At 42.3% G+C, this 24,192-nt stretch carries 22 protein-coding genes and 1 riboswitch; of the genes, 13 read left to right on the top strand and 9 right to left on the bottom strand.

The annotated features are described in order from the left end of the window. Positions 1–49 precede the first annotated feature (49 nt). Positions 50–976 (bottom strand): alpha/beta hydrolase, encoded by a 927-nt coding sequence (locus BM377_RS05735; RefSeq protein WP_177223811.1) that lies wholly within the window; start codon positions 974–976, stop codon positions 50–52. 157 nt (positions 977–1,133) lie between these two features. On the opposite strand from BM377_RS05735, the gene arfA reads away from it, so the two are divergent. The 5 genes from arfA to BM377_RS05710 all read left to right on the top strand — a co-directional run bounded on the left by arfA (position 1,134) and on the right by BM377_RS05710 (position 8,522). Further along, entirely contained in the window at positions 1,134–2,651 is a 1,518-nt protein-coding gene (arfA, locus tag BM377_RS05730) for an arabinosylfuranosidase ArfA (RefSeq protein WP_092245088.1), read from the top strand. Positions 2,652–2,759: 108 nt separating this feature from the next. Beyond that, entirely contained in the window at positions 2,760–4,211 is a 1,452-nt protein-coding gene (locus BM377_RS05725; RefSeq protein ID WP_242948097.1) for an MBOAT family O-acyltransferase, read from the top strand. Positions 4,212–4,234: 23 nt separating this feature from the next. Next, positions 4,235–5,329: a hypothetical protein gene (locus BM377_RS05720; protein ID WP_092245082.1), complete on the top strand. Its 1,095-nt coding sequence runs from the start codon at positions 4,235–4,237 to the stop codon at positions 5,327–5,329. A 71-nt stretch (positions 5,330–5,400) separates the two neighbouring features. Continuing rightward, the gene (locus BM377_RS05715; protein WP_092245079.1) at positions 5,401–6,489 is read left to right on the top strand and encodes an undecaprenyldiphospho-muramoylpentapeptide beta-N-acetylglucosaminyltransferase; all 1,089 of its coding nucleotides are present in this window, start codon (positions 5,401–5,403) and stop codon (positions 6,487–6,489) included. A gap of 110 nt (positions 6,490–6,599) precedes the next feature. Then, positions 6,600–8,522 carry an EAL domain-containing protein gene (locus BM377_RS05710; protein WP_092245076.1) on the top strand — a complete coding sequence of 641 codons (1,923 nt, stop codon included), beginning with the start codon at positions 6,600–6,602 and terminating at the stop codon, positions 8,520–8,522. 73 nt (positions 8,523–8,595) lie between these two features. Here BM377_RS05710 and BM377_RS05705 read toward each other — a convergent pair whose 3' ends face one another. Then, positions 8,596–9,135 (bottom strand): NADH peroxidase, encoded by a 540-nt coding sequence (locus BM377_RS05705; protein ID WP_092245073.1) that lies wholly within the window; start codon positions 9,133–9,135, stop codon positions 8,596–8,598. 205 nt (positions 9,136–9,340) lie between these two features. Here BM377_RS05705 and BM377_RS05700 point away from each other — a divergent pair, with 205 nt between their 5' ends. The 3 genes from BM377_RS05700 to BM377_RS05690 are packed head-to-tail and all read left to right on the top strand — an operon-like array spanning position 9,341 to position 11,441. After that, positions 9,341–10,210, top strand: coding sequence for a MurR/RpiR family transcriptional regulator (locus BM377_RS05700; protein ID WP_092245070.1), 870 nt, complete (start codon positions 9,341–9,343; stop codon positions 10,208–10,210). Positions 10,211–10,216: 6 nt separating this feature from the next. Then, complete coding sequence (locus BM377_RS05695; protein ID WP_092245067.1) at positions 10,217–10,696, top strand: S-ribosylhomocysteine lyase; 480 nt, start codon at positions 10,217–10,219, stop codon at positions 10,694–10,696. Positions 10,697–10,745: 49 nt separating this feature from the next. Next, positions 10,746–11,441, top strand: coding sequence for a 5'-methylthioadenosine/adenosylhomocysteine nucleosidase (locus tag BM377_RS05690; protein WP_120686039.1), 696 nt, complete (start codon positions 10,746–10,748; stop codon positions 11,439–11,441). A gap of 87 nt (positions 11,442–11,528) precedes the next feature. Here the strand turns inward: BM377_RS05690 and ribH are convergent, their stop codons facing one another. From ribH to BM377_RS05665, 5 genes are all read right to left on the bottom strand, one after another. After that, positions 11,529–11,993 carry a 6,7-dimethyl-8-ribityllumazine synthase gene (ribH, locus tag BM377_RS05685; RefSeq protein WP_092245061.1) on the bottom strand — a complete coding sequence of 155 codons (465 nt, stop codon included), beginning with the start codon at positions 11,991–11,993 and terminating at the stop codon, positions 11,529–11,531. Positions 11,994–12,054: 61 nt separating this feature from the next. Further along, complete coding sequence (gene ribA / locus BM377_RS05680) at positions 12,055–13,251, bottom strand: GTP cyclohydrolase II (protein WP_092245058.1); 1,197 nt, start codon at positions 13,249–13,251, stop codon at positions 12,055–12,057. Between the two features lie 15 nt (positions 13,252–13,266). Further along, a complete protein-coding gene (gene ribE / locus BM377_RS05675; RefSeq protein WP_092245055.1) occupies positions 13,267–13,914 on the bottom strand; it encodes a riboflavin synthase in 648 nt (215 codons plus the stop codon). Continuing rightward, complete coding sequence (ribD, locus tag BM377_RS05670) at positions 13,899–14,999, bottom strand: bifunctional diaminohydroxyphosphoribosylaminopyrimidine deaminase/5-amino-6-(5-phosphoribosylamino)uracil reductase RibD (RefSeq protein WP_092245052.1); 1,101 nt, start codon at positions 14,997–14,999, stop codon at positions 13,899–13,901. The genes ribE and ribD overlap by 16 nt, the downstream gene beginning before the upstream one ends. Positions 15,000–15,242: 243 nt before the next feature. Beyond that, positions 15,243–15,357: riboswitch (FMN riboswitch) on the bottom strand. A 48-nt stretch (positions 15,358–15,405) separates the two neighbouring features. Next, positions 15,406–16,986, bottom strand: coding sequence for a glucose-6-phosphate isomerase (locus BM377_RS05665; RefSeq protein ID WP_092245049.1), 1,581 nt, complete (start codon positions 16,984–16,986; stop codon positions 15,406–15,408). 136 nt (positions 16,987–17,122) lie between these two features. Between BM377_RS05665 and BM377_RS05660 the strand changes: the two genes are divergently transcribed. The 3 genes from BM377_RS05660 (at position 17,123) to BM377_RS05650 (ending at position 20,800) form a co-directional block, all read left to right on the top strand. Further along, on the top strand, positions 17,123–18,634 hold the full coding sequence (locus tag BM377_RS05660; RefSeq protein WP_092245046.1) for a sensor histidine kinase: 1,512 nt from the start codon (positions 17,123–17,125) through the stop codon (positions 18,632–18,634). A gap of 21 nt (positions 18,635–18,655) precedes the next feature. Then, complete coding sequence (locus BM377_RS05655) at positions 18,656–19,345, top strand: response regulator transcription factor (RefSeq protein ID WP_092245043.1); 690 nt, start codon at positions 18,656–18,658, stop codon at positions 19,343–19,345. Between the two features lie 120 nt (positions 19,346–19,465). Then, positions 19,466–20,800, top strand: coding sequence for an O-antigen ligase family protein (locus BM377_RS05650; protein WP_092245040.1), 1,335 nt, complete (start codon positions 19,466–19,468; stop codon positions 20,798–20,800). Here BM377_RS05650 and BM377_RS05645 read toward each other — a convergent pair. Continuing rightward, complete coding sequence (locus tag BM377_RS05645; RefSeq protein ID WP_092245037.1) at positions 20,775–21,260, bottom strand: hypothetical protein; 486 nt, start codon at positions 21,258–21,260, stop codon at positions 20,775–20,777. The two genes, BM377_RS05650 and BM377_RS05645, sit on opposite strands and share 26 nt — an antisense overlap. 66 nt (positions 21,261–21,326) lie before the next feature. Then, positions 21,327–22,169 carry an RluA family pseudouridine synthase gene (locus tag BM377_RS05640; protein ID WP_092245034.1) on the bottom strand — a complete coding sequence of 281 codons (843 nt, stop codon included), beginning with the start codon at positions 22,167–22,169 and terminating at the stop codon, positions 21,327–21,329. 58 nt (positions 22,170–22,227) lie between these two features. On the opposite strand from BM377_RS05640, the gene BM377_RS05635 reads away from it, so the two are divergent. Further along, positions 22,228–23,418: a DUF3810 domain-containing protein gene (locus BM377_RS05635; protein ID WP_092245031.1), complete on the top strand. Its 1,191-nt coding sequence runs from the start codon at positions 22,228–22,230 to the stop codon at positions 23,416–23,418. Next, the gene (locus BM377_RS05630) at positions 23,415–24,113 is read left to right on the top strand and encodes a hypothetical protein (protein WP_092245029.1); all 699 of its coding nucleotides are present in this window, start codon (positions 23,415–23,417) and stop codon (positions 24,111–24,113) included. Before BM377_RS05635 ends, BM377_RS05630 begins: the two co-directional genes overlap by 4 nt. Positions 24,114–24,192 lie beyond the last annotated feature (79 nt).

The following is a 24,192-nucleotide window of genomic DNA, read 5'->3' as shown; positions in this document are numbered from 1 at the left end:
AGACGCAGCTTTTTAGCTACGTCTTTTATGCTAATTGGAAATTATCTTCTTAAAACTCAGTAGATTCAAGGAACGTACGGATCTTACCCCAGAAATTCTCAGGATCTTTTACAACAGCTTCGATATGACCCGAACCAAGGATCATGCAGTATTTCTTGGGACATTTCGCAGCCTCATACAGAATGGAGCACATATGAGGATCGATCAAAGTGTCGTCATCACCGTGAATAAAGAGTGTCGGTGTCTCAGATCTTTTAACCGCGTCAACGGGATTGACTTTGTTGATATCAAATCCCGAACGAAGCAGGATCACGATCCTTGATACAAAAAGAGCTATCGGAAGCGGAACAAATGAGCCCTTGAATAATTTGTACGAAGAAGCAAACTGCTCAACAAGTCTTGAATAAGAGCTGTCGGATATCGCCGCCTTAACGTTTGAAGGAAGTCTTTCGCCCGTGGTCATAAGTGTTGTTGCAGCACCCATGGACATTCCGTGTAAAAGAATATGTGCATCGGGATCTCTTTTAACGATCCAATAGATCCATTCCATGATATCAAGCCTGTCATCAAGGCCGTAACCAACGTATTTACCCTCGCTCTTACCAAAGCCTCTAAGGTCCGGAAGGAGACAATTGATGCCTCTTTCGAGATAATGCTTGGCATAGATACCGCAGTATTCCGAATTATTCCAGATACCGTGGATAAGGATAACATATTTATGACTCTCCGATTCAGACGGGATGTAAGAAGCGTGAAGACGGAGGCTGTCAATGCTGTCTATATACATATCTCTCTTGTCGGGGTGATTTCTGATAAACATCCTTCCGCCTGTGATCTCGGGAGAAAAGTCGGGATCACTGTCCTTGTGCTGGTGCGGAAAAGAAGAAATTTTATAAATATAATTACTGAAAGCATAAATGCCGCTGAAAAGCGCAGATGCAATTCCTAGCTTCAAAAAAATATTCTTTTTAGCCATGATGGTTCCTTCCTGTTGCGTTTTATCGTAGTTTTCCAATAAGGATACATATATATTATCATTTTTTTTGAAAATAATCGCTTTTTTCCATTTTCTTTTTGTAAAGAATAGAGTATATTGTTTTATATAACGTTGAATTATTTTAGAGGTATTTAAAATGAAAAAGCAAAAAACAGAAAACAAAGTACAGATTTGTATTGATCGTGACTTTACCATAAGTAAAGTCGACAAGCGTATCTACGGTTCCTTTATAGAACATCTCGGAAGAGCGGTATACGAAGGTATATACCAGCCCGGAAACAAGTTCGCGGACAAGGACGGATACAGAAAAGACGTAGCTAAGCTTATCAAAGAGATTGGGGTGCCTATCGTAAGATATCCCGGCGGAAACTTCGTTTCTGCGTTCAATTGGGAAGACAGTGTGGGACCCAAGAAGAACAGACCCAGAAGAATCGAACTCGCATGGGGTGTTGTTGAGACCAATGAATTCGGTCTTGATGAGTTCATGAACTGGTGTAAAAAGGTTAAGACCGAGCCCATGTATGCCATTAACTTGGGAACAAGAGGCATCGAAGATGCCAAGAACGTAGTAGAGTACTGCAATATTAAGAGCGGAACTCTCTACAGTGATATGAGAATCAAGAACGGAGTCAAGGATCCTTATAACATTAAGCTTTGGTGCCTCGGAAACGAGATGGACGGACCATGGCAGATGGGTCACATGACTGCAGAGGAATACGGACGCAAGGCCGGAAGAGCAGGACATATCATGAAACTCGTAGATCCCACTATTGAGACGGTTGCTTGCGGTTCTTCGGGACTTGGAATGGCAACATTCGGAGAGTGGGAGAGAATCGTTCTTGAGAACAGCTATGATACTACAGATTATCTTTCACTTCACACATATTACGGAAACCAGAAGGATGATACACCGAATTTCCTTGCAAGCAGCGTAGCAATGGATAAGTTCATCAGCCAGGTTGTAAGCATCTGTGACTATGTTAAAGCGATAAAGAGATCTGACAAGACGATAAACCTTTCATTCGATGAGTGGAACGTTTGGTATCATTCCAACGAACAGGACAAGAAGCTTGAGAAATGGGTTGAGCATCCTCATCAGCTCGAGGATGTCTATAACTTTGAAGATGCTCTCCTTGTAGGCTCAATGCTTATCACACTCTTAAGACACGCCGACAGAGTAAAGATCGCATGTCTTGCACAGCTCGTTAATGTAATCGCACCTATCATGACATCAGATACAGGAGCATGGAAGCAGACAATCTTCTATCCTTATATGCAGACCAGCGTATACGGAAGAGGAGAGGTCCTCAACACAGTGGTTAAGGTTCCTACATACGAGTCAGAGCACGGCGATGCTCCTTTCGTAGACAGCGTAGTTGTGGCAGATGAAGAGAACGAAGCACTTACTATCTTTGCTGTAAACAAGAGTCTTGAAGATGACTTTGATCTTACCTGTGATCTTCGTCAGTATGCAGGATACAAGGTAGTTGAGCACAGCGTTCTTACACATAAGGACCTCAAGGCTGTTAATACCGAGAAGAATCCTGACAACGTTAAGCCTGTAGACAACACCAAGGCAACCAAGGTTACCAAGGGTATCCTTACAAGCAAACTTCCCGCAAGAAGCTGGAATGTAATTAGACTTGCCAAATAAAACTGTGTTATACTCTTCATGAATCAGATATCATGGAGATAGCAAATGGGCTTTAATTCCTTTAAATTTATATTGCTTTTCCTGCCTGTCCTTTTGGCGGGATGGCACATGCTTAACAGAATTCATAAAAATACAGTGGCAGACGGGTTTCTGACTCTTATGTCACTGTATTTCTATTACACATTCGGCGCGTCATTCCTGATCGTGCTCGTCATCAGTATCTGTGTAAATTACCTGCTTAGTTTCATAATGACAAGGTCAAAAGAGAATACGCTTAAAGCGCTCAAAGTTATAGGAGTGCTCTTTAACTTAGGGCTCTTATTCTATTTTAAGTACCTTGGATTTTTCGTAGATAACATAAATGCAGTAATAGGATCAAATTTTTCTGTAAAAGAGATCATTATGCCGATAGGAATCAGCTTTTTTACATTCGGACAGATATCTTTTATTGTGGACAGAGCAAACGGCGAGGCAGAACATTATCCTTTTTTGCAATACGTTTTGTACACCGTTTATTTTCCCAAGCTCATTCAAGGTCCCATAGCCTTTCATAAAGAGATGATCGACCAGTTTAGGGACGAAGGAAAAAGAACTTTTGACGCCGATAATTTCGCGAAAGGGCTAAAATCCTTTATCATAGGTCTCTCCAAAAAGGTTATCCTTGCAGATACGCTTGCAAGAATGGCAAATTACGGATTTGAACAGGCATATTACCTCGACACTCTGACGGTGATTGCAGTCATGCTCGCATATACATTCCAGATATACCTTGATTTTTCGGGATACTGTGATATGGCAAACGGTGTAAGCCTGATGCTTGGTATAGAGCTTCCCGTTAACTTTAACTCACCGTACAAAGCTTCAACGGCAAAAGAGTTGTGGCAGCGCTGGCACATGACGCTTTCCAGATTCTTCATTAAATATGTTTATATACCGCTCGGCGGCAGCAGAAAAGGAAAACGCCGTACGATAATAAATGTGCTTATAGTATTTGTCTTAAGCGGGCTGTGGCATGGCGCAGGCTGGACATATATCTGCTGGGGACTTATGCAGGGACTTCTTGTTGTATGGGATGACCTTGGAATAGTCGGAGTAGATGACGGCCTTGGTAAAAAGAAAAAATATTTATTTAGAGAAAATCCCCTCTTAACCGTTCCGCGTGCCGTTGGCAATGCCTTTACGTTTTTTATGTTCGTTGTATCGCTTGTGTTCTTTAGATCGGAGGATCTGGCGCATGCATTCGGAATGTTTAAAAGAGCTTTCTTCTGGACATACCCCGGCTTTCTTACCAGAACGGCAGGAAAACTTGAGATGGCGGAGAACTACGTGCTCAGGCAGGTTTTCACCAGGCTGGGAATAGGAAGCGCGGACACTGTTTTAATGATCACAATGATCTTCTATATTGCACTCGGCGCTTTCGTTATGACAAGAAAGAATACACAGGAGATCATTAAAGAAGAAAGATATGGCAAGAAGGAAGTGGCCTTTTATGCAATTCTTTTCATCTTGTCATTCATTTCGCTTTCAAATGTCAGTACCTTTATTTACTTTAAATTCTGATCATCGGATAAAACAAAAGAACTATGAAAAAAGAAAACAACTCTTCAAATTTCATAAAAAGACTTATCGTAACGGCGATAGTGCTTGCGATAGCCATCGGAGCGGTGGTTTATGCGTTTGATCCATTTTATCATTTTCACAAGCCATGGTTTGGAATGAAAGCCGTTCTTAATGATAAAGAATATCAGTGCATAGGAACACTTCGAAACTTTGACTATGACGCGCTTATTGTCGGTTCTTCCGTTATGGAGAACAACAACAATGCCTGGTACGATGAAGCCTACAATGTAAAGTCTATAAAAGCCATCAGATCATATGGCGCGACAGCCGATCTGTGCTACCTTTTGGACGAGGCCTTTAAGGATCATGACATCAAATATGTCTTTTACAATATCGATCCTTCATCGCTGTCTGCGGATGCAGAAACAACCTATGAATCAACGGGTTGCCCAATGTATCTGTATGACAACAATCCCTTTAATGATGTACAGTATCTTTTCAATAAGGATGTTCTTTTTGAAAAGATACCTTATCAGCTGGCCAATGCTTTATCATCGGGCTACGACGAAGGGCTTTCCTACAACTGGGCAAAGTGGAAAGAATTCGGCCCCCACATGGCGCTCGGTCTATATTACAGACCAAGAGAAGTCAAGGACATGATGGAAGAGACCGCTTACACCGAAAACCTTGAGAAGAATATAGCTCTTTTGACAAGCGAGGTCGCTTCTCACCCGGAAACACAGTTTATTTTCTTTTACCCTGTATATTCCATGCTATGGTGGGACGGAATAGTAAGGACCGGCGAAAGAGATGCATATATTTATAACGAAAAAGAGATAACGAAGGCACTTCTGCAATATGACAATGCGCGGGTATTTTGCTTCCAGAACGACAGAGATATAGCTACGAACCTTGAATATTATATGGACTCGCTTCATTTCTCGCCTGATATAAACAAGCTCATGCTTGATAAGATAGTCAGTGGGGAAGGCGAGATGACTTTGGATAATTACGAAGAAGTGCTTGACGGAGTAAAAGATTTTTCCGACAAGATCGTGAAAGAGCTTATAGTCCCGTACGAAGAAAAAGACATGCTAACGTATGAAATTACCGAATAAAATGGTATACTATAAGGCACAGAGACTGAATCTTTGTGCCTTAATATTTTTTATGGAAGAAGGAACAGAAGTTGAGCGACAATGAAACCAAAAGAATCGTGCTTACAGGCGGCGGAAGCGCAGGACACGTAACACCCAATATAGCGCTTATTCCCGCTCTTAAGAAAGCAGGATATGAGATTTTCTATATAGGATCATATAACGGAATCGAGAAGAAACTTATCGAGGACTATAACGTTCCGTATTTCGGAATAGCAACCGGTAAGCTCAGAAGATATTTCGATCCCAAGAATTTTACCGATCCGTTCAGAGTTCTCAAGGGATTCGGAGAAGCCAAAAAGCTCCTTAAGACCATAAAACCCGATATTGTATTTTCAAAAGGCGGTTTTGTCAGTGTTCCGGTTGTAAGAGCGGCAGGAGCACTTAAGATACCGTATATAGTTCATGAATCAGACATGACTCCCGGTCTTGCCAACAAACTCAGCATGACGGGAGCTAAGAGAATATGCTGTAATTTCCCAGAGACTATGAAACTCCTTCCTGCAGAAAAAGCTGTTCTTACGGGCACACCCATAAGAGAAGAGCTTGGAATGGGCTCTGCGGAAGCGGGAAAGAAGCTCTGTGAGTTCACGGACGACAAGCCCGTACTTATGGTAATCGGAGGAAGCCTTGGTGCGCAGTCGGTAAATGAGACCGTTAGATACGCACTTCCCAGACTCCTTCCCAATTTCAACGTTGTACATATCTGCGGAAAAGAAAAGATGGATAATCTTAAGCTTACCGTTCCCGGATATAAGCAGTTTGAGTACGTTAAGAACGAGCTAAAAGATATCTTTGCTATGGCGGATATAGTGGTATCAAGAGCGGGCGCCAACTCAATCTGCGAGCTTCTTGCTCTTAAAAAGCCCAATATCCTTATTCCGCTGTCCACTAAATCGAGCAGAGGAGATCAAATGCTGAACGCAAAATCTTTTGAGCAGCAAGGATTCTCCCTTGTAATAGATAATGACGATCTTGACGAGGATATTCTTGTCGAGACCATTGAAGATCTCTATGAAAGAAGAGAGACCTTCATAGAAAATATGAAAAACAGCAATCTTCACAGTGCGACAAACACAATTGTTGAGCTGATAGAAAGCGAAGTAGGCGGCAATATTTGATCATAATTCAACAATTTTTAAAAAAATTTATAGGCATTTAATACGCTTTTTTGTTAAATGAGTTATCATATAATTAGAAAGTTTTTTTCTTCTTTAATGAGAGAAATAGAATGACTATGAATGTGGAGAGCTATCTTGCATCCTATAGCCCGGTTGGCGACATATTGGTAATGGCGATACTTATGGTTATCACCGTTCTTATTCGTGTTGCATATATCAAGCAGAGCAGAGAGTTTACCATATTCAGATACATTATGATAAGCCTTGTAGCTGCGGCTATTTGTAATATACTTTTCCATCAGTTACTGACGCATGTATCGGTCATTTCACTTCCCATGGTCTATCTACTTAGATTTTTGTACCATTTCCTTCTTTATACCAATCTGGGATTATACGTTGTATATATGAAAAACCCGTTCCAGCTTGTCCAAAAAGGCGAGCAGCGATATGAGTTGCTGGCATCTTTTGCGGTAATCGGAATTACTGCTGCAGAAGTGATCCAAACAATAACCAAAACGGGGTTTTATGTTGATACAAACGGCAATCTTCAAACCGGACATCAAATGTTTGCCGCAGGATATCTATTTATGGTATTGCTGTTGTTGTATCTGCTCATCAGATACAGAAACAGAACTTACAGACCTATCGTTACGGCTTTTATCGGGGTTATAGCGGTAGCGGCTCTTGTTATGGTCATTCAGGCAAATAATAGGCAGCAATCTTTTACCACAGCGACATTCCTATTCCCGATAGTAGCGGTTCTTTATCTGCTCCATGCAAATCCGTACGACCTTGAGTGGGGATCCCTTCACATAGATTCCTTTGAAGAGAGGATCGATACCGCTTCCAAGAAAAAGATGGGAATCCTGGTATTCAGTCTTTTCATGCATGAATTTGAAAAGAATAACCGTAAGTACCCCAAAGAGATCAGAGAAAAACTAAGGGAAGTCACAATGGATTTCTTTAGAGGTGGCACGCTTTTCCAGATATCTCCCGGAAGAATGATATTTATCGTTGATAAAGAGAGCAATCCCGATCATGAAGCCAGGACTGTTAAGATGATGGAGCTGTTCCATGAGCAGCATAAAATATATAAGGATGACTACAAGATAGTAATTACCGAGTCAAGCAACAGTATAAAAGAACCGGCGGATTACCTAAGGCTTATAGAATATGTTGAAGGAAGAATGCCTGAACAAGAGATTAAAATGGTTCAAGCTGAAGATATAAAGAAATTCTACGAACATAAATACATCGTGGATCAGCTTGCGGATATAAGTGAAAAAGGCGATATGGATGATCCGAGAGTCCTTGTATATTGCCAGCCCGTCTACAACATAACTTCCGGATGCTTCGACACCGCCGAAGCACTTATGAGACTTAAGCTTGCGGATCTCGGAATGGTATTTCCGGATAGATTCATACCGATAGCGGAAAGCCACAATTATATAAACTCACTTACAATGATTATTCTTTCCAAAACCTGCAAAGAGATAAAGAAACTGATACGAGACGGTTATTTCATATCAAGGATCTCAGTTAACTTCTCAATACTTGATGTAAGAGATAAAGATTTCTGTAGGAAAGTCAGAAATGTGGTGAGCGGATGCGAGATACCGTTTGATAAGCTCGCTATAGAGATCACGGAAAGCCAGAACGAGAAAGACTTTATAGAGTTAAAAGATAAGATCTATGAGCTTAAGATGAGCGGAATCACCTTCTATCTTGATGATTTCGGAACAGGCTATTCCAATTTTGAGAGAATATTGGAAATCCCGTTTGATATCATAAAATTTGACAGATCGCTTGTAGTTGCAAGCAGAAACGATCCTAAATCTGAAACACTCGTATCTCACCTGGCGCACATGTTTAGCGATCTTGATTATGATGTGCTGTATGAAGGGGTTGAGGACGATGAAGATGAAGGCCGCTGCACAAACATGCATGCAAGATATCTGCAAGGTTATAAGTATTCCAAGCCAATACCTATAGAGCAGCTTAAAGATTTCCTTAAAAAGCTGAAAGAATTTTAGATGGCAAAATAAAAGGCTGAACGAATCAATACAAGATTCGCTCAGCCTTATTTATATTTATCTTATTACATAATTAGCTGAAATATCTCTTTAAGAGACCTTCAAATGCCTTTCCGTGTCTGGCCTCATCTCTTCCGATCTCATGAACGGCATCATGAATCGCATCAAGATTAAGCTCTTTTGCCTTCTTAGCAAGATCTGCACGGCCCTGAGTTGCGCCGTACTCAGCATCTGCACGAAGCTCAAGATTCTTCTTGGTTGAGTCTGTAAGAACTTCACCAAGCATCTCGGCAAACTGAGCAGCGTGCTCAGCTTCTTCCCAAGCAGCCTTCTCATAGAAAGCTCCGACCTCGGGATAACCCTCTCTTATAGCCACGCGAGCCATAGCAAGATACATTCCTACTTCGGAACACTCACCGTTAAACATCTCGCGAAGACCGTTCTTTATTTCTTCAGGCGCTTCACTAGCTACACCAAGGACATGCTCACATGCCCAAACCTTTTCACCTTCCTGTTTTGAGAATTTGGAAGCGGGTGCTTTACATACGGGACAAGCCTCCGGGGGCTGATCGCCTTCATGAACATAGCCACAAACCTGACATACCCATTTCATAGAAATAATCTCCTTTCGCAATTAAATAGTTCTAAATATATTCAGCCTCTTTGACTATATCATAAAGAACGCACCAAAAGTAAGCTTTATAAAACTTTAATGCCTTGTAATAAAAACTTTGAAAATTAATTTCATTCTATATAGAAAAGTGCGATATACTATTCATATATCGGTTATAGTTCAATAATATATCGCGGAGGCGCCTATGAATATTGTCAGTGAGAAAATCAAAAGTTGCTATAACTCTTTGCCTTCATCAGAAAAGATGGTTGCTGATTATGTTCTTGAAAAAAAGGGAGATCTTTTCCAATATCCCATAAAAGAACTGGCAAGACTGTCGGGCACAACACAGGCTTCATGGACTCGCTTTGCTCAGGCCATAGGCTATAACGGGTTAAAAGATCTGAAGAACGCATATTATGCGGAGATCAACACCTCGCTTATGCAGGCAGAAAAAGGCGGCCCCAGAATTTCTTTTAAAGATGTGAACGAATATACTTCGATTCAATCTATCGCAGACAATATCTGTGCGACAAGCGTTCAGGCAATTCAAACTACATACAGATTATTTGATGCCGGCACCTTCAACGAAGTTGTCACAAGACTCGTTGCGGCCAGGCAAATTCAGATATTCGGAGTGGGAACAGCCGGAATCGCAGCGTACGATCTTTATTGTAAGCTTCGAAGAATACACTACAACGTAGTGTTCGATCAAGATCAACATATGAATATGATGACAGTCTCGCAGGCGCAGGAAAATGATGTTATACTGTTCTTTAGCGACAATGCCAACAACAAGGAAATAATGCAGCTCTTTAGAATAGCTAAAGAAACAGCGGCTACACTTATCGCCATAACCAAGCTTGGCAACAATCCGCTTACTACGGGATGCGATCTGGTTCTTTTTGCAACATCTCCCGAGATAGATAAAAAGAGCGGAATAACAAGCTCACGTTTTGCGCAGTTGTTCCTTGTGGATACAATTTATACAGCGGTGGCTAATCGCGATTATGACAATATAAAAGAATATCTCAAATATTCATATGAGGTATTTAACGAAACCAACAAGGAGTGAGACATAATGGAAAAAATCGCTAGCTTTACGGTTAACCACATCGACCTTGAGCCGGGAATTTATGTTTCCCGAAAGGACAAGGTTGGACAGGAAACCATCACAACATTTGATCTTAGAATGACAGCTCCCAACAGAGAGCCTGTAATGAACACAGCAGAGATTCATACAATGGAGCATCTCGGAGCAACATTCCTTAGAAACGACGAAGAGTACAAGGATAAGACAATCTATTTCGGACCCATGGGATGCAGAACAGGCTTTTACATTGTTCTTGCAGGAGACCTGGATTCCAAGACAATCGTTCCTCTTGTAACAAGAATGTATGAGTTTATGAGAGACTTTAAGGGAGACGTTCCCGGAGCAAGTCCCAGAGACTGCGGAAATTATCTCGACATGAACCTTGGAATGGCTAATTTCCTTGCAAAAAGATATCTCGATAACACGCTTTACAACATTGATGAAAAGCATCTTGTATATCCCGAGTGATCACGATATCTTCTAAGAAAAATTCTCAAAAGAAAAACGGAGACAAATAATGAAAATAGGTATTATCGGTGCCATGGAGGTTGAAGTTCAGGCACTTAAGAGCAACATGACGGTAAATCGCATCGTAAAAAAGGCATCTATGGAATTCTATGAAGGAATCATAGGCGGAAAAGACGTAGTTGTTGTAAGAAGCGGTATTGCCAAAGTAAACGCAGGTATCTGCGTACAGATACTTGTAGATCTTTTCGATGTTACACATGTAATCAACACCGGTGTTGCCGGATCACTTGATTCCAAGCTCAACATCGGAGACATTGTTCTTTCCGTTGATGCTTGCTATCACGACGTAGACATCACAATCTTCGGATACGCTAAGGGCGAAGTTCCTCAGATCGGAGCAGTTAATTTTGAAGCTGATAAAGAGATGAGAGAAAAAGCAAAGGCCTCAATCAAGAAGGTTGCTCCCGACATCGGAGTTTACGAGGGAAGAGTTTGCAGCGGAGATCAGTTCATCAGCAGCAAAGAAGTTAAGGATGACATAATCAAGAACCACGGCGGAATGTGCGCAGAGATGGAAGGCGCAGCAATCGCTCAGGCAAGTTATCTTAACGGAGTTCCTTTCCTTATCATCAGAGCAATCTCGGATAAGGCAGACGGAAGTGCTGAAGTTGATTATCCTACATTTGAAGCAAAAGCAGCAAAAGACTGTGCAGCCCTTGTAATGGAGCTTATCGCAGAGCTTTGATACAAAAAAATACGACGCTTGGTGCATAGCATCAAGCGTCTTTTTTATTCCTCAAACACTCATAAGATTAATTATCACAGGCCTTTATCATCCGATATTTCTGATAAGATTTACCATCTCGATAGCGCCCTGGGCACATTCAAAGCCCTTGTTGCCGGCCTTTGTTCCGGCTCTTTCGATGGCCTGTTCAATGTTGTCTGTTGTAAGAACACCGAACATTACAGGAATACCGCTGTTTAAACTAACCTGAGCAACGCCCTTTGAAACTTCCGCGCATACATAATCATAGTGAGATGTTGATCCTCTGATAACGGCGCCAAGGCAGATAACGGCGTCATATTTTCCGCTCTTTGCCATCTTATCGGCGATAAGAGGTATCTCAAATGCTCCGGGAACCCAGGCTACTTCTATATCGTCGTCTGCAACGTTTTCTCTTTTAAGAGCATCAACAGCGCCTCCGAGGAGCTTAGATGTGATAAACTCGTTGAACCTTGCAACGACGATTCCCACCTTTATTTTTTCCGATACCAGATTTCCTTCGTAAATTTTCATAACCTTCTCCTTATTGTGATTTATATTTTTATGTTTTAATGTCTGCTTTATTCCTAGGACATCAGACTTTCAAAATATGTCCCATTCTTATCTTCTTGGTCTGAAGATAGAACTTATCAAATTGATTGGCTTCGATTTCTATGGGGACTCTTTTATTTATTACGATTCCGTAATCCGCAAGCTGATAGACTTTGTCGGGGTTGTTTGTAAGTAGATTAAGTGAATGAACACCGAGAGCGCGGAGAATCTGAGCACCTATGTAATACTCACGCATATCTCCGGGAAAGCCGAGTGCTATATTCGCATCGAGAGTATCCATGCCTTCGTCCTGAAGCTTGTAAGCCTTAAGCTTATTAACAAGACCGATGCCGCGTCCTTCCTGACGCATATACAGAAGTATTCCTCTTCCTTCTTCCGCGATCATTTCCATAGCTCTGTCAAATTGCTGTCCGCAGTCGCAGCGAAGTGATCCGAATACGTCACCGGTAAGACATTCCGAATGAACTCTGCAAAGAATGTCCTCCCCGTCCGAGATATCTCCCATAACGAGTGCAACATGATGCTCTCCGCTGAGTTTATTTATATAGCAGTGAGCGGTGAATTTACCAAACTTAGTCGGCATCTTGGCGATGGATGCACACTCTACAAGATCGTCATAGACCTTTCTGTATTCTTTGATATCGGCAACGGATATCATGGTTATTCCAAATTTTTCGGCGAGCTCTTCCAGAGCTTTTCCTGTGAGCATCTTGCCGTCATCGCCCATGATCTCGCAGCAAAGCCCGATCTCTTTAAGGCCCGCAAGACGCATAAGATCTACAGTGGCTTCCGTATGACCGTCTCTTACAAGAACTCCGCCCTCTTTTGCAACAAGAGGAAACATATGGCCGGGACGTCTGAAATCTTCGGGTTTTGCATCGTCTTCCGAAGCCTTCACCGCGGTGAGAGCTCTTTCTAAAGCGGAGATGCCCGTTGTTGTGTCGATATGATCAATAGATACGGTAAAAGCAGTCTCGTGATTGTCGGTGTTATGGCTTACCATCGGAGCAAGTGCGAGCTTACGTGCAAATTCTTCGCTCATCGGCATGCAAATAAGACCTTTACCGTGAGTTGCCATGAAGTTGATGCTCTCTGTTGTAGCCAGCTGCGCCGAGCAGATAAAATCGCCCTCGTTTTCTCTTTTCTCATCATCCGTCACAAGGATGAGCTGTCCCTCTTTAAGGTCAGTCAGTGCTTTGATAATTTTTTCTTTTTCCATTTTTACCCCTCTTAATTAAAAGCCGTTAGATAAAAGAAATTCTCTTGTTATCTGCGGACTGTTTTCTTTTTCGGAATCTCTGTTTAGGAAGTTCATAACGTACTTTCCGATCATGTCGGTCTCAAGATTAACTTCATCGGAGATCTTCTTTTCCCCGAGCGTCGTCTCAACAAGTGTGTGCGGGATTACCGAAACCCAGAAAGAGTTAAGCCCAAGCTTTGCAACGGTAAGACTTATTCCGTCTATAGCTATCGAACCCTTTTGCGTTATACCCTCCATGATGTTTGAAGGAGCGGAGATCTCAAGCCAGACTGCGTTACCGTCTCTTTTTATGGATACTATCTTGCCGGTTCCGTCTATGTGTCCCGAGACAAGGTGACCGCCGAAGCGTCCATCTGCGCGCATGGCTCTTTCAAGATTTACTCTCGATCCCTTTTTTAAAAGAGACAGGATAGAGCGGTTAAAAGTCTCATTCATGACGTCGGCAAAAAAATTGTCTTTGGCGAACCTTGTTACGGTAAGGCAAACTCCGCAAACGCTGATGCTGTCGCCGATATGTACATCTTCAAGAACTTTTTTACAGGCGATGTTTATGGTACCTGTTTCCGCACTTTTAACTATGCTTTTTACGAATCCGATTTCCTCTATTATTCCGGTGAACATAGATATTCAACCTCACTTTGTATAAGTATGTCGGGGCCGATGCCCGTGACTTTCATGGTATTTAGTTTGATAGCATCGCTTGGTTTTTCTATTCCGATTCCCTCGACGGGAGATTTTGCGCTTCCTCCGAATATCTTGGGAGCCATGTAGACATAGACTTCATCGACAAGATGTTCAGACAGGGCGCTGAAATTAAGTGTTCCGCCGCCTTCAAGAAGGATGCTGTTTATTCCGTGGGATCCGAGCTCCTTAAAAAGTATTCGAAGATCAAGGTGATCGCCCTTCTTGGGAATCTGCATGATCTTACAGCCGTGCTTTTCATATTCGGAGGCCTTGGAAGGGTCTACGGAAGTAGCGATTATCGTTTCAATTTCATTCGCAGTCCTTACAACCTGAGATGTAAGAGGCGTTCTAAGGTTTGTATCGCAGATTATTCTGACGGGATCAATATGAGGCTCACTTAATCGGCAGTTGAGCATCGGATCATCCGCGATCACGGTTGAGACACCGACCATAATTCCGCTGAGTGCTTTGCGTAGCTTGTGTACAGACTCTCTTGCACCTGCGCTTGTGATCCATTTCGATTCTCCTGTTCTTGTAGCAATCTTTCCGTCGGCAGTCATAGCGTATTTCATGATGACATAAGGAAATCCTGTTGTTATGTGCTTATTGAAGATCTTATTAAGTGCCTTGCATTCATCTTCAAGAACACCAACTTTAACTTCAATCCCGTGTTTTTGCAGGATCTCAATACCTTTTCCCGCAACAAGTGGATTGACATCCGTTGTTCCGACAACGACTCTTGCGATCTCTTTTTCTATGATGATGTCTGTGCAAGGAGGAGTCTTGCCGTGATGGCAGCAAGGCTCCAGAGTAACGTAGAGGGTTGCACCCTTTGGATCTTCGCTGCAGTTTTTAAGAGCGTTTCTTTCTGCGTGGAGATCTCCGTATTTTTGGTGATAGCCTTTTCCTATAACTACGCCGCGTTTAACAACGACGGCTCCCACCATAGGATTGGGGCTTACGAAGCCTTCACCTTTTTTGGCAAGTCGTATCGCTTTATTCATGTAATATTCGTCGGTCATGCGATGCTCCTTTCTGTACATTGGGCAATTGGGATATGTACTAAGTTCGGAAGGACCTCACTAAGTACATCCCCATGGCTCGCACTAAGCTCGAAAAAACCTCGCTAAGTGCTCTGCGCAAAAAAGCCCTGAACATTTTGTTCAGGGCTTGGAATAAACATATATAAACAATGAACTTACGCTCTCGCTTACGCTCGACGTAAGACGTTCGAACTAGCTTCGATAAAACCTCAGCAAGTTCTCACAGCTCTTCTTTCATCCAGACTATACTGTCGGCATCGGAGTTTCACCGATTCATGCCTTTCGGCTCGTGGGCTATACCACCGGTAGGGACTTGCACCCTGCCCTGAAGATTATTGTTATTAAGTTATTGCTATTGTATGTTAGTGCACTAAATGTGTCAACATCAGATGTTCAAAAGCTTGGAGTACTCTGCAAGAGCACCGTCTGTCTCGTGAGCAAGAACCTTCTTTGCAAGGACCTTACCGAGCTGAACACCTTCCTGATCGAAGCTGTTGATGTTCCAAACAAATCCCTGGAACATAACCTTGTTCTCGAAGTGAGCAAGGAGTGCGCCGAGCGCCTTGGGATCAAGCTCCTCACCGATTATGATGCTTGAAGGACGGCCACCCTTGAAGTTCTTGTTGAGGTTGTCATCCTTCTTACCGCAAGCAAATGCAACGATCTGAGCGGCAACGTTAGCGCAGAGCTTCTGCTGGCTTGTGCTGTCCTGGATGTTTACATCATTTCTGAGCTGGCTGTTCTTAAAGCCGATGAACTGAAGAGGAATGATGTCTGTTCCCTGGTGGAGAAGCTGGTAGAATGAATGCTGGCCGTTTGTACCGGGCTCACCAAAGATGATGGGGCCTGTTACGTAATCGATAGGCTCGCCGAAGCGGTTAACACTCTTACCGTTTGACTCCATGTCAAGCTGCTGTAAGTGAGCAGGGAAACGTGAAAGTGCCTGTGAGTAAGGAAGCACTGCTGTGCTGTCATAGCCAAGAACGTTACGCTCGTAAACACCGATCATGGCATCGAGCATTGCAGGGTTCTTAAGCATATCGGGATTAGCTGAAAGCTTGTCCTCTTCTGCTGCGCCGTCAAGGAAAGCAGCGAATACTTCGGGACCGAAAGCAAGTGAAAGAACTGCTCCGCCAACTCCTGAAGTGGAAGAGTAACGTCCGCCGATGAAGTCATCCATGAAGAATGCCTCAAGGTAGTTATCGCTCTTTGCAAGAGGAGATGTCTCTGATGTAACTGCGATCATATGCTTGGAAGCGTCAAGACCTGCCTTCTTAAGAGCGTCTGTAACGAATGATTCGTTTGTAAGTGTTTCAAGTGTTGTACCTGACTTAGATACAAGAATAAAGATAGAGTGAGCAACATCAATTCCGTTAAGAACTGCGGAAGCGTCATCGGGATCTACGTTAGAGATGAACTTAGCTTCCATCTTGAAGTTGCCTGTTCTGTGTGCCCAGTTTTCAAGAGCAAGGTACATAGCGCGGGGACCAAGGTCACTTCCGCCGATACCGATCTGAACAACTGTTGTGAATTTTTCACCCTTTGCGTTAGCAATCTCGCCTGAGTGAACTTTATTTGCAAAATCAGCAATTCTCTTCTGCTCTTTTACATAGAAATCTCTTTTATCAACGCCGTCAGCAACAACATTTCCACCGAGCTGACCTCTTGTGAGCTGGTGAAGAACCATTCTCTTCTCACCTGTGTTGATCACTTCGCCGTTGTAGAGAGCCTCGAACTTCTCAGAGAGCTGTGCCTCTTTGGCAAGAGCATTAAGAGCGTTTAAAACATTGTCATCAACTTCTTTTGCAGCGTAGTTAAAGTTAAGTCCCGCAGCCATAGGTACGGAATAATTTTTAACTCTGCTTGCGCCGTTATCGCCTGACATCACCTCAGCCAGGTTCACACGGGAAACCTTCTTGAGCTCGCCATAGGATGCGAGTGTATCCAGATTTTTCCAATTAACCATTATAAATCCTCCTGTCGGCTGGAAAACGTATTCCGCCATTCGCTTAAAAGTGTATCAAAGATATTTTGTCATATCAAGAAGATAAGGGTAAAAGTTACGAAAAATATGGTATACTTGTAGTATGTAGGGGGAAGTTATGCGATTCCGTACTAAGCTTATTATCACATCACTTGCAATAGTAGTAGTACCACTTATACTTGCTGTGGGTACATTTCTTGTAGTCGGCAGGTATATACTCTATGACCAAAAGATTCAGGAATATACCAGTGTTGTGGACTACGGAATGGTGTCAGATCCGGGCGGAACGTTCGCCAGAATGACCGACAACATTGTTGTCGAGATCAATCTCATGAGAAGCATTTACCCCTATACATTGGAAAGTGGTCAGTTTTTACAGGAATTGGATGAGAAGATAGCATCCAGATATTCCTATATAATAGTAAAAAAAGACGACAATATTTACTACGTCAAAAGCAGGGCGCGGGCCAAAGAAGTTGTGGATGAGCTTCCCGGTTACGGCTCGGGAATTGAAGGCGTTTACTACACCAGCTCCAAGCACCTTGTAAGACAATATGATTTTGAGTTTTCGGACGGAGCTCACGGAAGTTTATACATAGTATCCGGAATCCGGACGGCATTTACGACATCGCTTCTTATCTACATGTTCGTAGCGATCATACTGATACTTCTTTTGACAAGTATTCTTTTGACGACATGGATCGGACGTAGCTTCTTTAGACCGATAGACGAACTTAACGTCGCGATGCAGCATATCAAGGACGGTAATTTTGATTATATGCTGCCTACGGATGTAAAAGAAAAAGGTGAGATCGGAGCGATTTATCGTAACTATGAGGACATGAGACTAAGGCTCAAGGAGTCCGCTGAGGAAAAGATAGAACGAGAGCGGCAGAACAGAGAGCTTATAAGTAATATCTCTCATGACCTTAAGACGCCCATCACGGCGATCAAGGGATATTCGCAGGGACTTTTGGAAGGCGTTGCGGCCAATCCAGAGAAACAGAAAAAATATGTCAAGATCATTTATAACAAGGCTAACGACATGAACAACCTTATAAATGAGCTGACATTGTATTCAAGCATAGACAACAACAGAATTCCGTATAACTTCGTCAAGTTAAATGTTGCGGAATACTTTGGTGATTGTATCGAGGAAATCGGAGCGGATCTCGAGAGTAAGTCGATCAAGCTTAACTACTCGAACCTCACGGGTCCCGATACACAGATAGTTGCAGACCCCGAGCAGATAAAGAGGGTAGTCAACAACATTGTAAGCAACAGCGTCAAGTATCTCGACAGAGACGATGACAGCGGTCAGATCGATATCAGAATTCTTGATGAGGTTGATTCCATTCGAGTAGAGCTTGAGGATAACGGTAAGGGAATCGCGCAGAAAGACATACCGAACATCTTCGACAGATTCTACAGAACGGACGCTTCCAGAAACTCAAGACAGGGCGGAAGCGGAATAGGATTATCAATAGTTAAAAAGATAATAGAGGATCATGGCGGATACATTTGGGCGACCAGCCATGAGGGAGAAGGAACGTGTATGCATTTCGTTTTGAGGAAATACATCGAATATGCAAACAGTTCGGAAACAGTCACAGTAGACCACGAATCATAACGCAAAGAAAGGCAGAAAAGGATGAGCAGAATACTTATTGTTGAAGACGAAGAGGCTATCGCTGATCTTGAGAAGGACTACCTTGAACTTAGCGATTTTGAAGTCTCTATCGAGAACACAGGAGATGCCGGACTTAAGACGGCACTTGCCGAGGAATTTGATCTTGTTATCTTGGATCTCATGCTTCCCGGAATGGATGGATTTGAGGTATGTAAGAGAATAAGAGAAAAGAAAGATGTGCCGATCCTTATGGTTTCAGCCAAGAAGGATGACATCGACAAGATAAGAGGACTGGGCCTTGGAGCAGACGATTATATCACCAAGCCTTTCAGCCCTTCGGAGCTTGTTGCCCGTGTTAAGGCACACATGGCAAGATACTCAAGACTCGTTGGATCGAGTCATGAGGAAAATGATTTTGTCGAGATAAGAGGTCTTAAGATCGACAAGACAGCCAGAAGAGTATACGTTGATGATGAGGAGAAGAGCTTTACTACCAAGGAGTTTGATCTTCTTACTTTCCTTGCGGAAAATCCCAATCACGTATTTACCAAAGAAGAGCTCTTTAGAAAGATCTGGAACATGGATTCCATCGGTGATATCGCAACCGTAACGGTTCATATCAAGAAGATCCGTGAGAAGATCGAATACGATACCTCCAATCCTCAGTATATCGAGACAATCTGGGGCGTTGGATACCGCTTCAAAGTATGACCTGATATGAGAACATATAAGAAAATAACCTTATTATATTTATTATTAATAATCACCGTCCTTCCGCTTTTTACGAAGGACGGTTTTTATAAACTCGGCGAGGCAAAAGGGATATTGTTCATGGCGCTTAGCGGAGTGTTTTTTGCGGTATGCGTTATTACAATGCTGCGTTTTAAATTACGCCTAAACATCGGTGTTTTTGGAGCGCTGTTATTCTCAGGCGTTACCACATTTATTTTTTCTTTTGATAAAAAGACTGCATTCCTCGGCCTCGACGGATGGAGAATGGGGTTTCTATCGTTTCTTTTTATTATCTTTTTTGCATGTGTTCTTTCAGACGGCATTGAGGTCAAAAGAGCTTATGCGACAGTTCTTTTGATTCCTTTTGCGATAAGCATCCTGGCGATACTAGGAAGATTCGGGATATATCCGCTTGGAGTTTCCGCTTCTGACGGAAGTTTTCTTTCAACTATCGGAAATATAAATTGGTTCACGGCTTATTTATCAATCTTTGTACCATTCGGAGTCGGGATCGCTGCGACAAGAAAGCGTTTTTCTTTAGAGTTTTTCATATGCGAAACATATGTGATCACAGGTACCGTAGCGCTTTTTGTTCAGGGAAGCGAAAGCGGTTTTTTGATAATCAAGGGAACTTATTTGCTTCTTTTGTTCTTGGGATTAAGTGACAGAGAGCTCTTCAAGGCTTTTTTGGTCCAGCTCTTTACCCTTGGAATCGCGATGGCGAGCGTGTATCTATTACTATTATTCTTTGGGAAAAGATATACCTATGAAGACAATTTACTGATTCGTCTGTGCATGCATCACATCGGAATAGTACTGATGGCGCTGGCTCTTTTTGTCTACAGACTTACAAGATTTATGGAAGAGGTCAGCTATCAGTGGAAAAAGAGTTTATACAGAAAGCTCTTTTTCGTACTGACGATAATCGGCGCGGTGGCAGCAGCAATATTTATATTTGGAATTTACGGCGATGATTTCGGAAACGGAAGAGGTATTATCTGGAGAATGTCTTTAGATATGTATGGAAGTCTCGATCCGTTCAGAAAGATTGTCGGAGTGGGACAGGACTGCTTTTATTCATATGCCTACGGAAATCCCTTTTGGAGCGAATCTTTTATAAATGTCTTTGACGGAAACAGACTTACCAATGCGCACAATATGTATCTGACTCTTTTGATAGAAAATGGCGCAATGGGTCTTTTGAGCTATCTTTTTGTTTTCGGTCATATACTTTTTAAACTCATAAAAGCAGCGGATAAAAAGAAGCACGCAGCGGTAATCTGCGCGCTTCCGATATTTGCATATTTAATAAACGGTCTTGTATCTTTTTCTACCGTTGTTTCAACGCCTTATGCGTTCTTACTTCTTGGTTATTCTCTCTACATCACAAAAGAAGAGCCAAGTGAAATCACACAAGATCAGGCACGGGAATAGAATCATCAAGCTCATGGAAGAATGTTCTTGTCTTTACGATTCCATAAAGTGCATCCTTGTACTCATACAGGAAATGAGAGTTGATGTTTTCCTTTCCGTACATCATTACTCTGCCTGTGTACGCATTCAGAATAGAAACATATCTCTTGTCCTGTTCAAACATCTGAAGGATCTCGTCTTTTCTGCGACGAGGGTGTTTGGAAGCAAACTTTCTTATATCGAGCTGCAGATCGACAGGGAGTTCTTTTTCCCTTTCTTTTACAGCATTAAGAATCTTCTCATATTTATCTTCGCTGATTTTGGAAAGATGCTCTGTGAACTCAAGACAGCAGCCGTTGTCCGGCATAAGGAGCCTGACGCGATCCTCTTTGATCACATCCTCAACAACTGCAACAACATTAGGAACAATGGGCTTCTGATTGTAATCCAGAATGATGACTTTATCGCCTTTCTTATACATAGCAGATACCTCCCGGAAAAGACAAAGACGGCGGGTTCCATTAGATGTATATATTATACCATAGAATCAGATATTAAAGGCGGTCGGAGTTATTTGAAAAGACATTTTTTTGTGAGTTTTCGGATGCTTAAAACCAAACTTGTAACAGGCAAGATTAACGGTTTTGATTCCGTTCTCTTTAGAGTAGGCAATTGACGCATCGGAGCCGTATTTGTCATCGCCAATAAGAGGAAACCCGAGCGCAGAGAACTGAACTCTTATCTGATGAAAGCGTCCTGTTAAAAGCTTTATCTCAACGAGAGTTGTTTCGGGATTTCTTTTTACGACATTATAATCAAGGACGGCTTTCTTTACATCACCGCCGATTATCCTTATTTTTTCCCCTGATAAAAGAGTGATCGAATTATCTTTAAGTGTATCGGCTTCATCCTTGGAGACGGTCATGGAAAGGCCGTTGTCTTCTCTTCTTACAAGGTAGTTTTCAAGGCGACCCGAAGTCTTAGGTAAGCTTCCGTAGCAGACAGCGTAATAGTATTTTTCTGTAGAGTGATTCTTGATCTGCTTTGCGATATCTGAAGCTGCGGTTTTGTTTTTGGCAACGACAACGACACCCTCTACGGGCTTATCAAGTCTGTAGAGAGTTCCTATATAAGGAGATTTTGTGCTGCCTGATCCGCGGTTTTTTCTTGCAAGATAGTTTCGTAAAAGGCTTACAAGATCCGCTTCACAAACACCGGCACCTTCCGTTGCAATCCCGGCCGGCTTACGGCACACCAATATGTCTTCATCTTCATAAATGTATTCGATATCTCTTTTCATAATAACAATTATATCGGGGTGAACATTGTCGTTCAACGAGCAGGATAAAATATGTCCAAAATATGAACGAAGAAGCGCCTGTTTGGTCATTTTGCGTCCATATTTGTATTGTAGAATTTTTATACAATAATGATGAGGGCGGGAATATATGAGTAAGGGTAAAAGAGCTTATTTCACGACAATAGCTTCGCTTATTTTGTTCTCAGTTTTTTTGAACGTGGCTGCATGGAGAAGTGCGGCTTTTTCTGACTTCTATGTCACCAATGTCTTTCCGGTCATTACGGGATTCTACGGAAGGCTTACAAGCCTTTTTGGATTCTCGATAGGAGAAGTGATGTTGGTGATCCTTGTTGCGTTTATCGCATTCGTGGTCATATTTATCATGCTTCACACGCTCGTGCTCATTTATGAGAAGGGTGCGAGAAATCTTGGATTCGGCTTTTTCAAGTTAAAAAGAGTGTTTGATTTTATTTCGGGAAAGCTCTATCGAATAACACCTTTTTTGATGGCTGTGGTATGTGCTGTAATGTCGCTTAACTGTTTTGTTCTTTATCACACTTCCAAACTGAGAGTGTATGATGCTCCGATGGAAAGAAGATATGATCTTCAGCAGCTTGCGGATCTGCGTGATTTTGTCGTGATGCAGTGCAATGATCTGTCGAAAAAAGTTCCTCATGATGAGTACGGCAATGTCATTTACGAAGGAAATATGGAAGAGACTGCGATAAGAGCAATGCAGAATCTTTCCTTGGAATATCCCAGACTTGGCGGTTACTATGTGACACCCAAACCGCTCCATTACTCTGATTTTATGTGTCAGCAGTATATGCAGGGTTATTATTTTCCGTTCTCAATGGAAGCTAATTACAACACCTCGATGTCTATCATGAACAAGCCTTTTACGATGTGCCACGAGCTTGCGCACACACACGGATATATATATGAAGACGAGGCTAATTTCTTTGGCTTCCTTGCCTGCATCAGATCCGACGATGTGGTATTTAGATACAGCGGTTATCTGGGTGTTCTCAATTACATAAACAACGATTTCTACAGAGCGGTCAGTAAAGAGGAGTATGACTCACATGTAAAGATATCCGCCAGGGTTAAGTATGACAATCAGTTCGTTACCAAAGAGGCTTGGAAACGTGTTGAGAAGCACGCTGTTATCAAGACTGAAACGGTAAAAAAGGCAGCGGATACATTTATAGATACCAATCTCAAAGTAAACGGTGTGCTTACGGGAAAAGTAAGTTATACACATGTTGTTGCACTAATTCTTGATTACTATTACAATGAACCCGAATACGCATTAAATATTTCGGGGGATAGATTATGAAAAAAAGAATTATGATAGGCGCTTTGACAGTTCTTTTGACGGGAACAATGCTCGTAGCCTGCAAACCGTCTGAGGAAAAGCTAAATGAAGCTGAGACTACAAGGCAGGTTCTTATTGAAGCCAAAAAAGCAGCGGAGGAAACCTTTCTTGATATAACGGATTCTTCCAAGAAGAGTGAACTTGAAGCGCTTGCTGAGAGGGAGGCCGAGATCGAAAGCATCGATTTTACCAAGATGAGCGATAAAAAAATTGATGCGGTTCTTCCGGATATAACAGGACTTACGCAGGAGTATCAGAGTTTGCAGAGTACGCTGAACGCAACTCTTTCTTCTGAAAAGAATGCAAAAGACGAAGCGGCCAAGCACATGGACTTGGGTTCCTACATAATAAACAAGACGGGGCTTAATATTATTGAAGTTAAGATTCATGATATTACAGCTGATACATATTCAGACAATCTTTTGGGCGAAGGAGTTGTCCTTGAACAGGGCTACACCCTCATGGGCGCGGTTCTTGACGTAAATGTTACGAGCTCGGAGTGGGAGGTCGTTATAAAAGACGAAAACAATACCTCACACACACTTGAGTGCGGAGATCTCAAATCCGCAGACAAAGAAGGAATTGCCCTTGTAATTAGCCTGGATTCCGCCACAGGAGCGGGAAAGGCCGAGATCGGCAGCTATAACGATTTGTGAAAATTACACAAAATCTTAAGGAAATCTTAAGAATTTATGCACGGATATGTCAGTGACATTACACGTCATACAGTTTATA

Source organism: Butyrivibrio sp. INlla21 (genome assembly GCF_900116875.1).
GTDB lineage: Bacteria > Bacillota > Clostridia > Lachnospirales > Lachnospiraceae > Butyrivibrio.
The sequence above is the reverse complement of the archived record's forward strand: the minus strand, read 5'-3'. Positions and strand labels throughout refer to the sequence as shown.

Bases quoted from the DNA above. Each gene is read 5' to 3' on its own strand.
- BM377_RS05735 (WP_177223811.1), bottom strand. From the start codon at position 976: ATGGCTAAAAAGAATATTTTTTTGAAGCTAGGAATTGCATCTGCGCTT.
- arfA (WP_092245088.1), top strand. From the start codon at position 1,134: ATGAAAAAGCAAAAAACAGAAAACAAAGTACAGATTTGTATTGATCGT.
- BM377_RS05725 (WP_242948097.1), top strand. From the start codon at position 2,760: ATGCTTAACAGAATTCATAAAAATACAGTGGCAGACGGGTTTCTGACT.
- BM377_RS05720 (WP_092245082.1), top strand. From the start codon at position 4,235: ATGAAAAAAGAAAACAACTCTTCAAATTTCATAAAAAGACTTATCGTA.
- BM377_RS05710 (WP_092245076.1), top strand. From the start codon at position 6,600: ATGACTATGAATGTGGAGAGCTATCTTGCATCCTATAGCCCGGTTGGC.
- BM377_RS05705 (WP_092245073.1), bottom strand. From the start codon at position 9,135: ATGAAATGGGTATGTCAGGTTTGTGGCTATGTTCATGAAGGCGATCAG.
- BM377_RS05700 (WP_092245070.1), top strand. From the start codon at position 9,341: ATGAATATTGTCAGTGAGAAAATCAAAAGTTGCTATAACTCTTTGCCT.
- BM377_RS05695 (WP_092245067.1), top strand. From the start codon at position 10,217: ATGGAAAAAATCGCTAGCTTTACGGTTAACCACATCGACCTTGAGCCG.
- BM377_RS05690 (WP_120686039.1), top strand. From the start codon at position 10,746: ATGAAAATAGGTATTATCGGTGCCATGGAGGTTGAAGTTCAGGCACTT.
- ribH (WP_092245061.1), bottom strand. From the start codon at position 11,993: ATGAAAATTTACGAAGGAAATCTGGTATCGGAAAAAATAAAGGTGGGA.
- ribA (WP_092245058.1), bottom strand. From the start codon at position 13,251: ATGGAAAAAGAAAAAATTATCAAAGCACTGACTGACCTTAAAGAGGGA.
- ribE (WP_092245055.1), bottom strand. From the start codon at position 13,914: ATGTTCACCGGAATAATAGAGGAAATCGGATTCGTAAAAAGCATAGTT.
- ribD (WP_092245052.1), bottom strand. From the start codon at position 14,999: ATGACCGACGAATATTACATGAATAAAGCGATACGACTTGCCAAAAAA.
- BM377_RS05665 (WP_092245049.1), bottom strand. From the start codon at position 16,986: ATGGTTAATTGGAAAAATCTGGATACACTCGCATCCTATGGCGAGCTC.
- BM377_RS05660 (WP_092245046.1), top strand. From the start codon at position 17,123: ATGCGATTCCGTACTAAGCTTATTATCACATCACTTGCAATAGTAGTA.
- BM377_RS05655 (WP_092245043.1), top strand. From the start codon at position 18,656: ATGAGCAGAATACTTATTGTTGAAGACGAAGAGGCTATCGCTGATCTT.
- BM377_RS05650 (WP_092245040.1), top strand. From the start codon at position 19,466: ATGGCGCTTAGCGGAGTGTTTTTTGCGGTATGCGTTATTACAATGCTG.
- BM377_RS05645 (WP_092245037.1), bottom strand. From the start codon at position 21,260: ATGTATAAGAAAGGCGATAAAGTCATCATTCTGGATTACAATCAGAAG.
- BM377_RS05640 (WP_092245034.1), bottom strand. From the start codon at position 22,169: ATGACCAAACAGGCGCTTCTTCGTTCATATTTTGGACATATTTTATCC.
- BM377_RS05635 (WP_092245031.1), top strand. From the start codon at position 22,228: ATGAGTAAGGGTAAAAGAGCTTATTTCACGACAATAGCTTCGCTTATT.
- BM377_RS05630 (WP_092245029.1), top strand. From the start codon at position 23,415: ATGAAAAAAAGAATTATGATAGGCGCTTTGACAGTTCTTTTGACGGGA.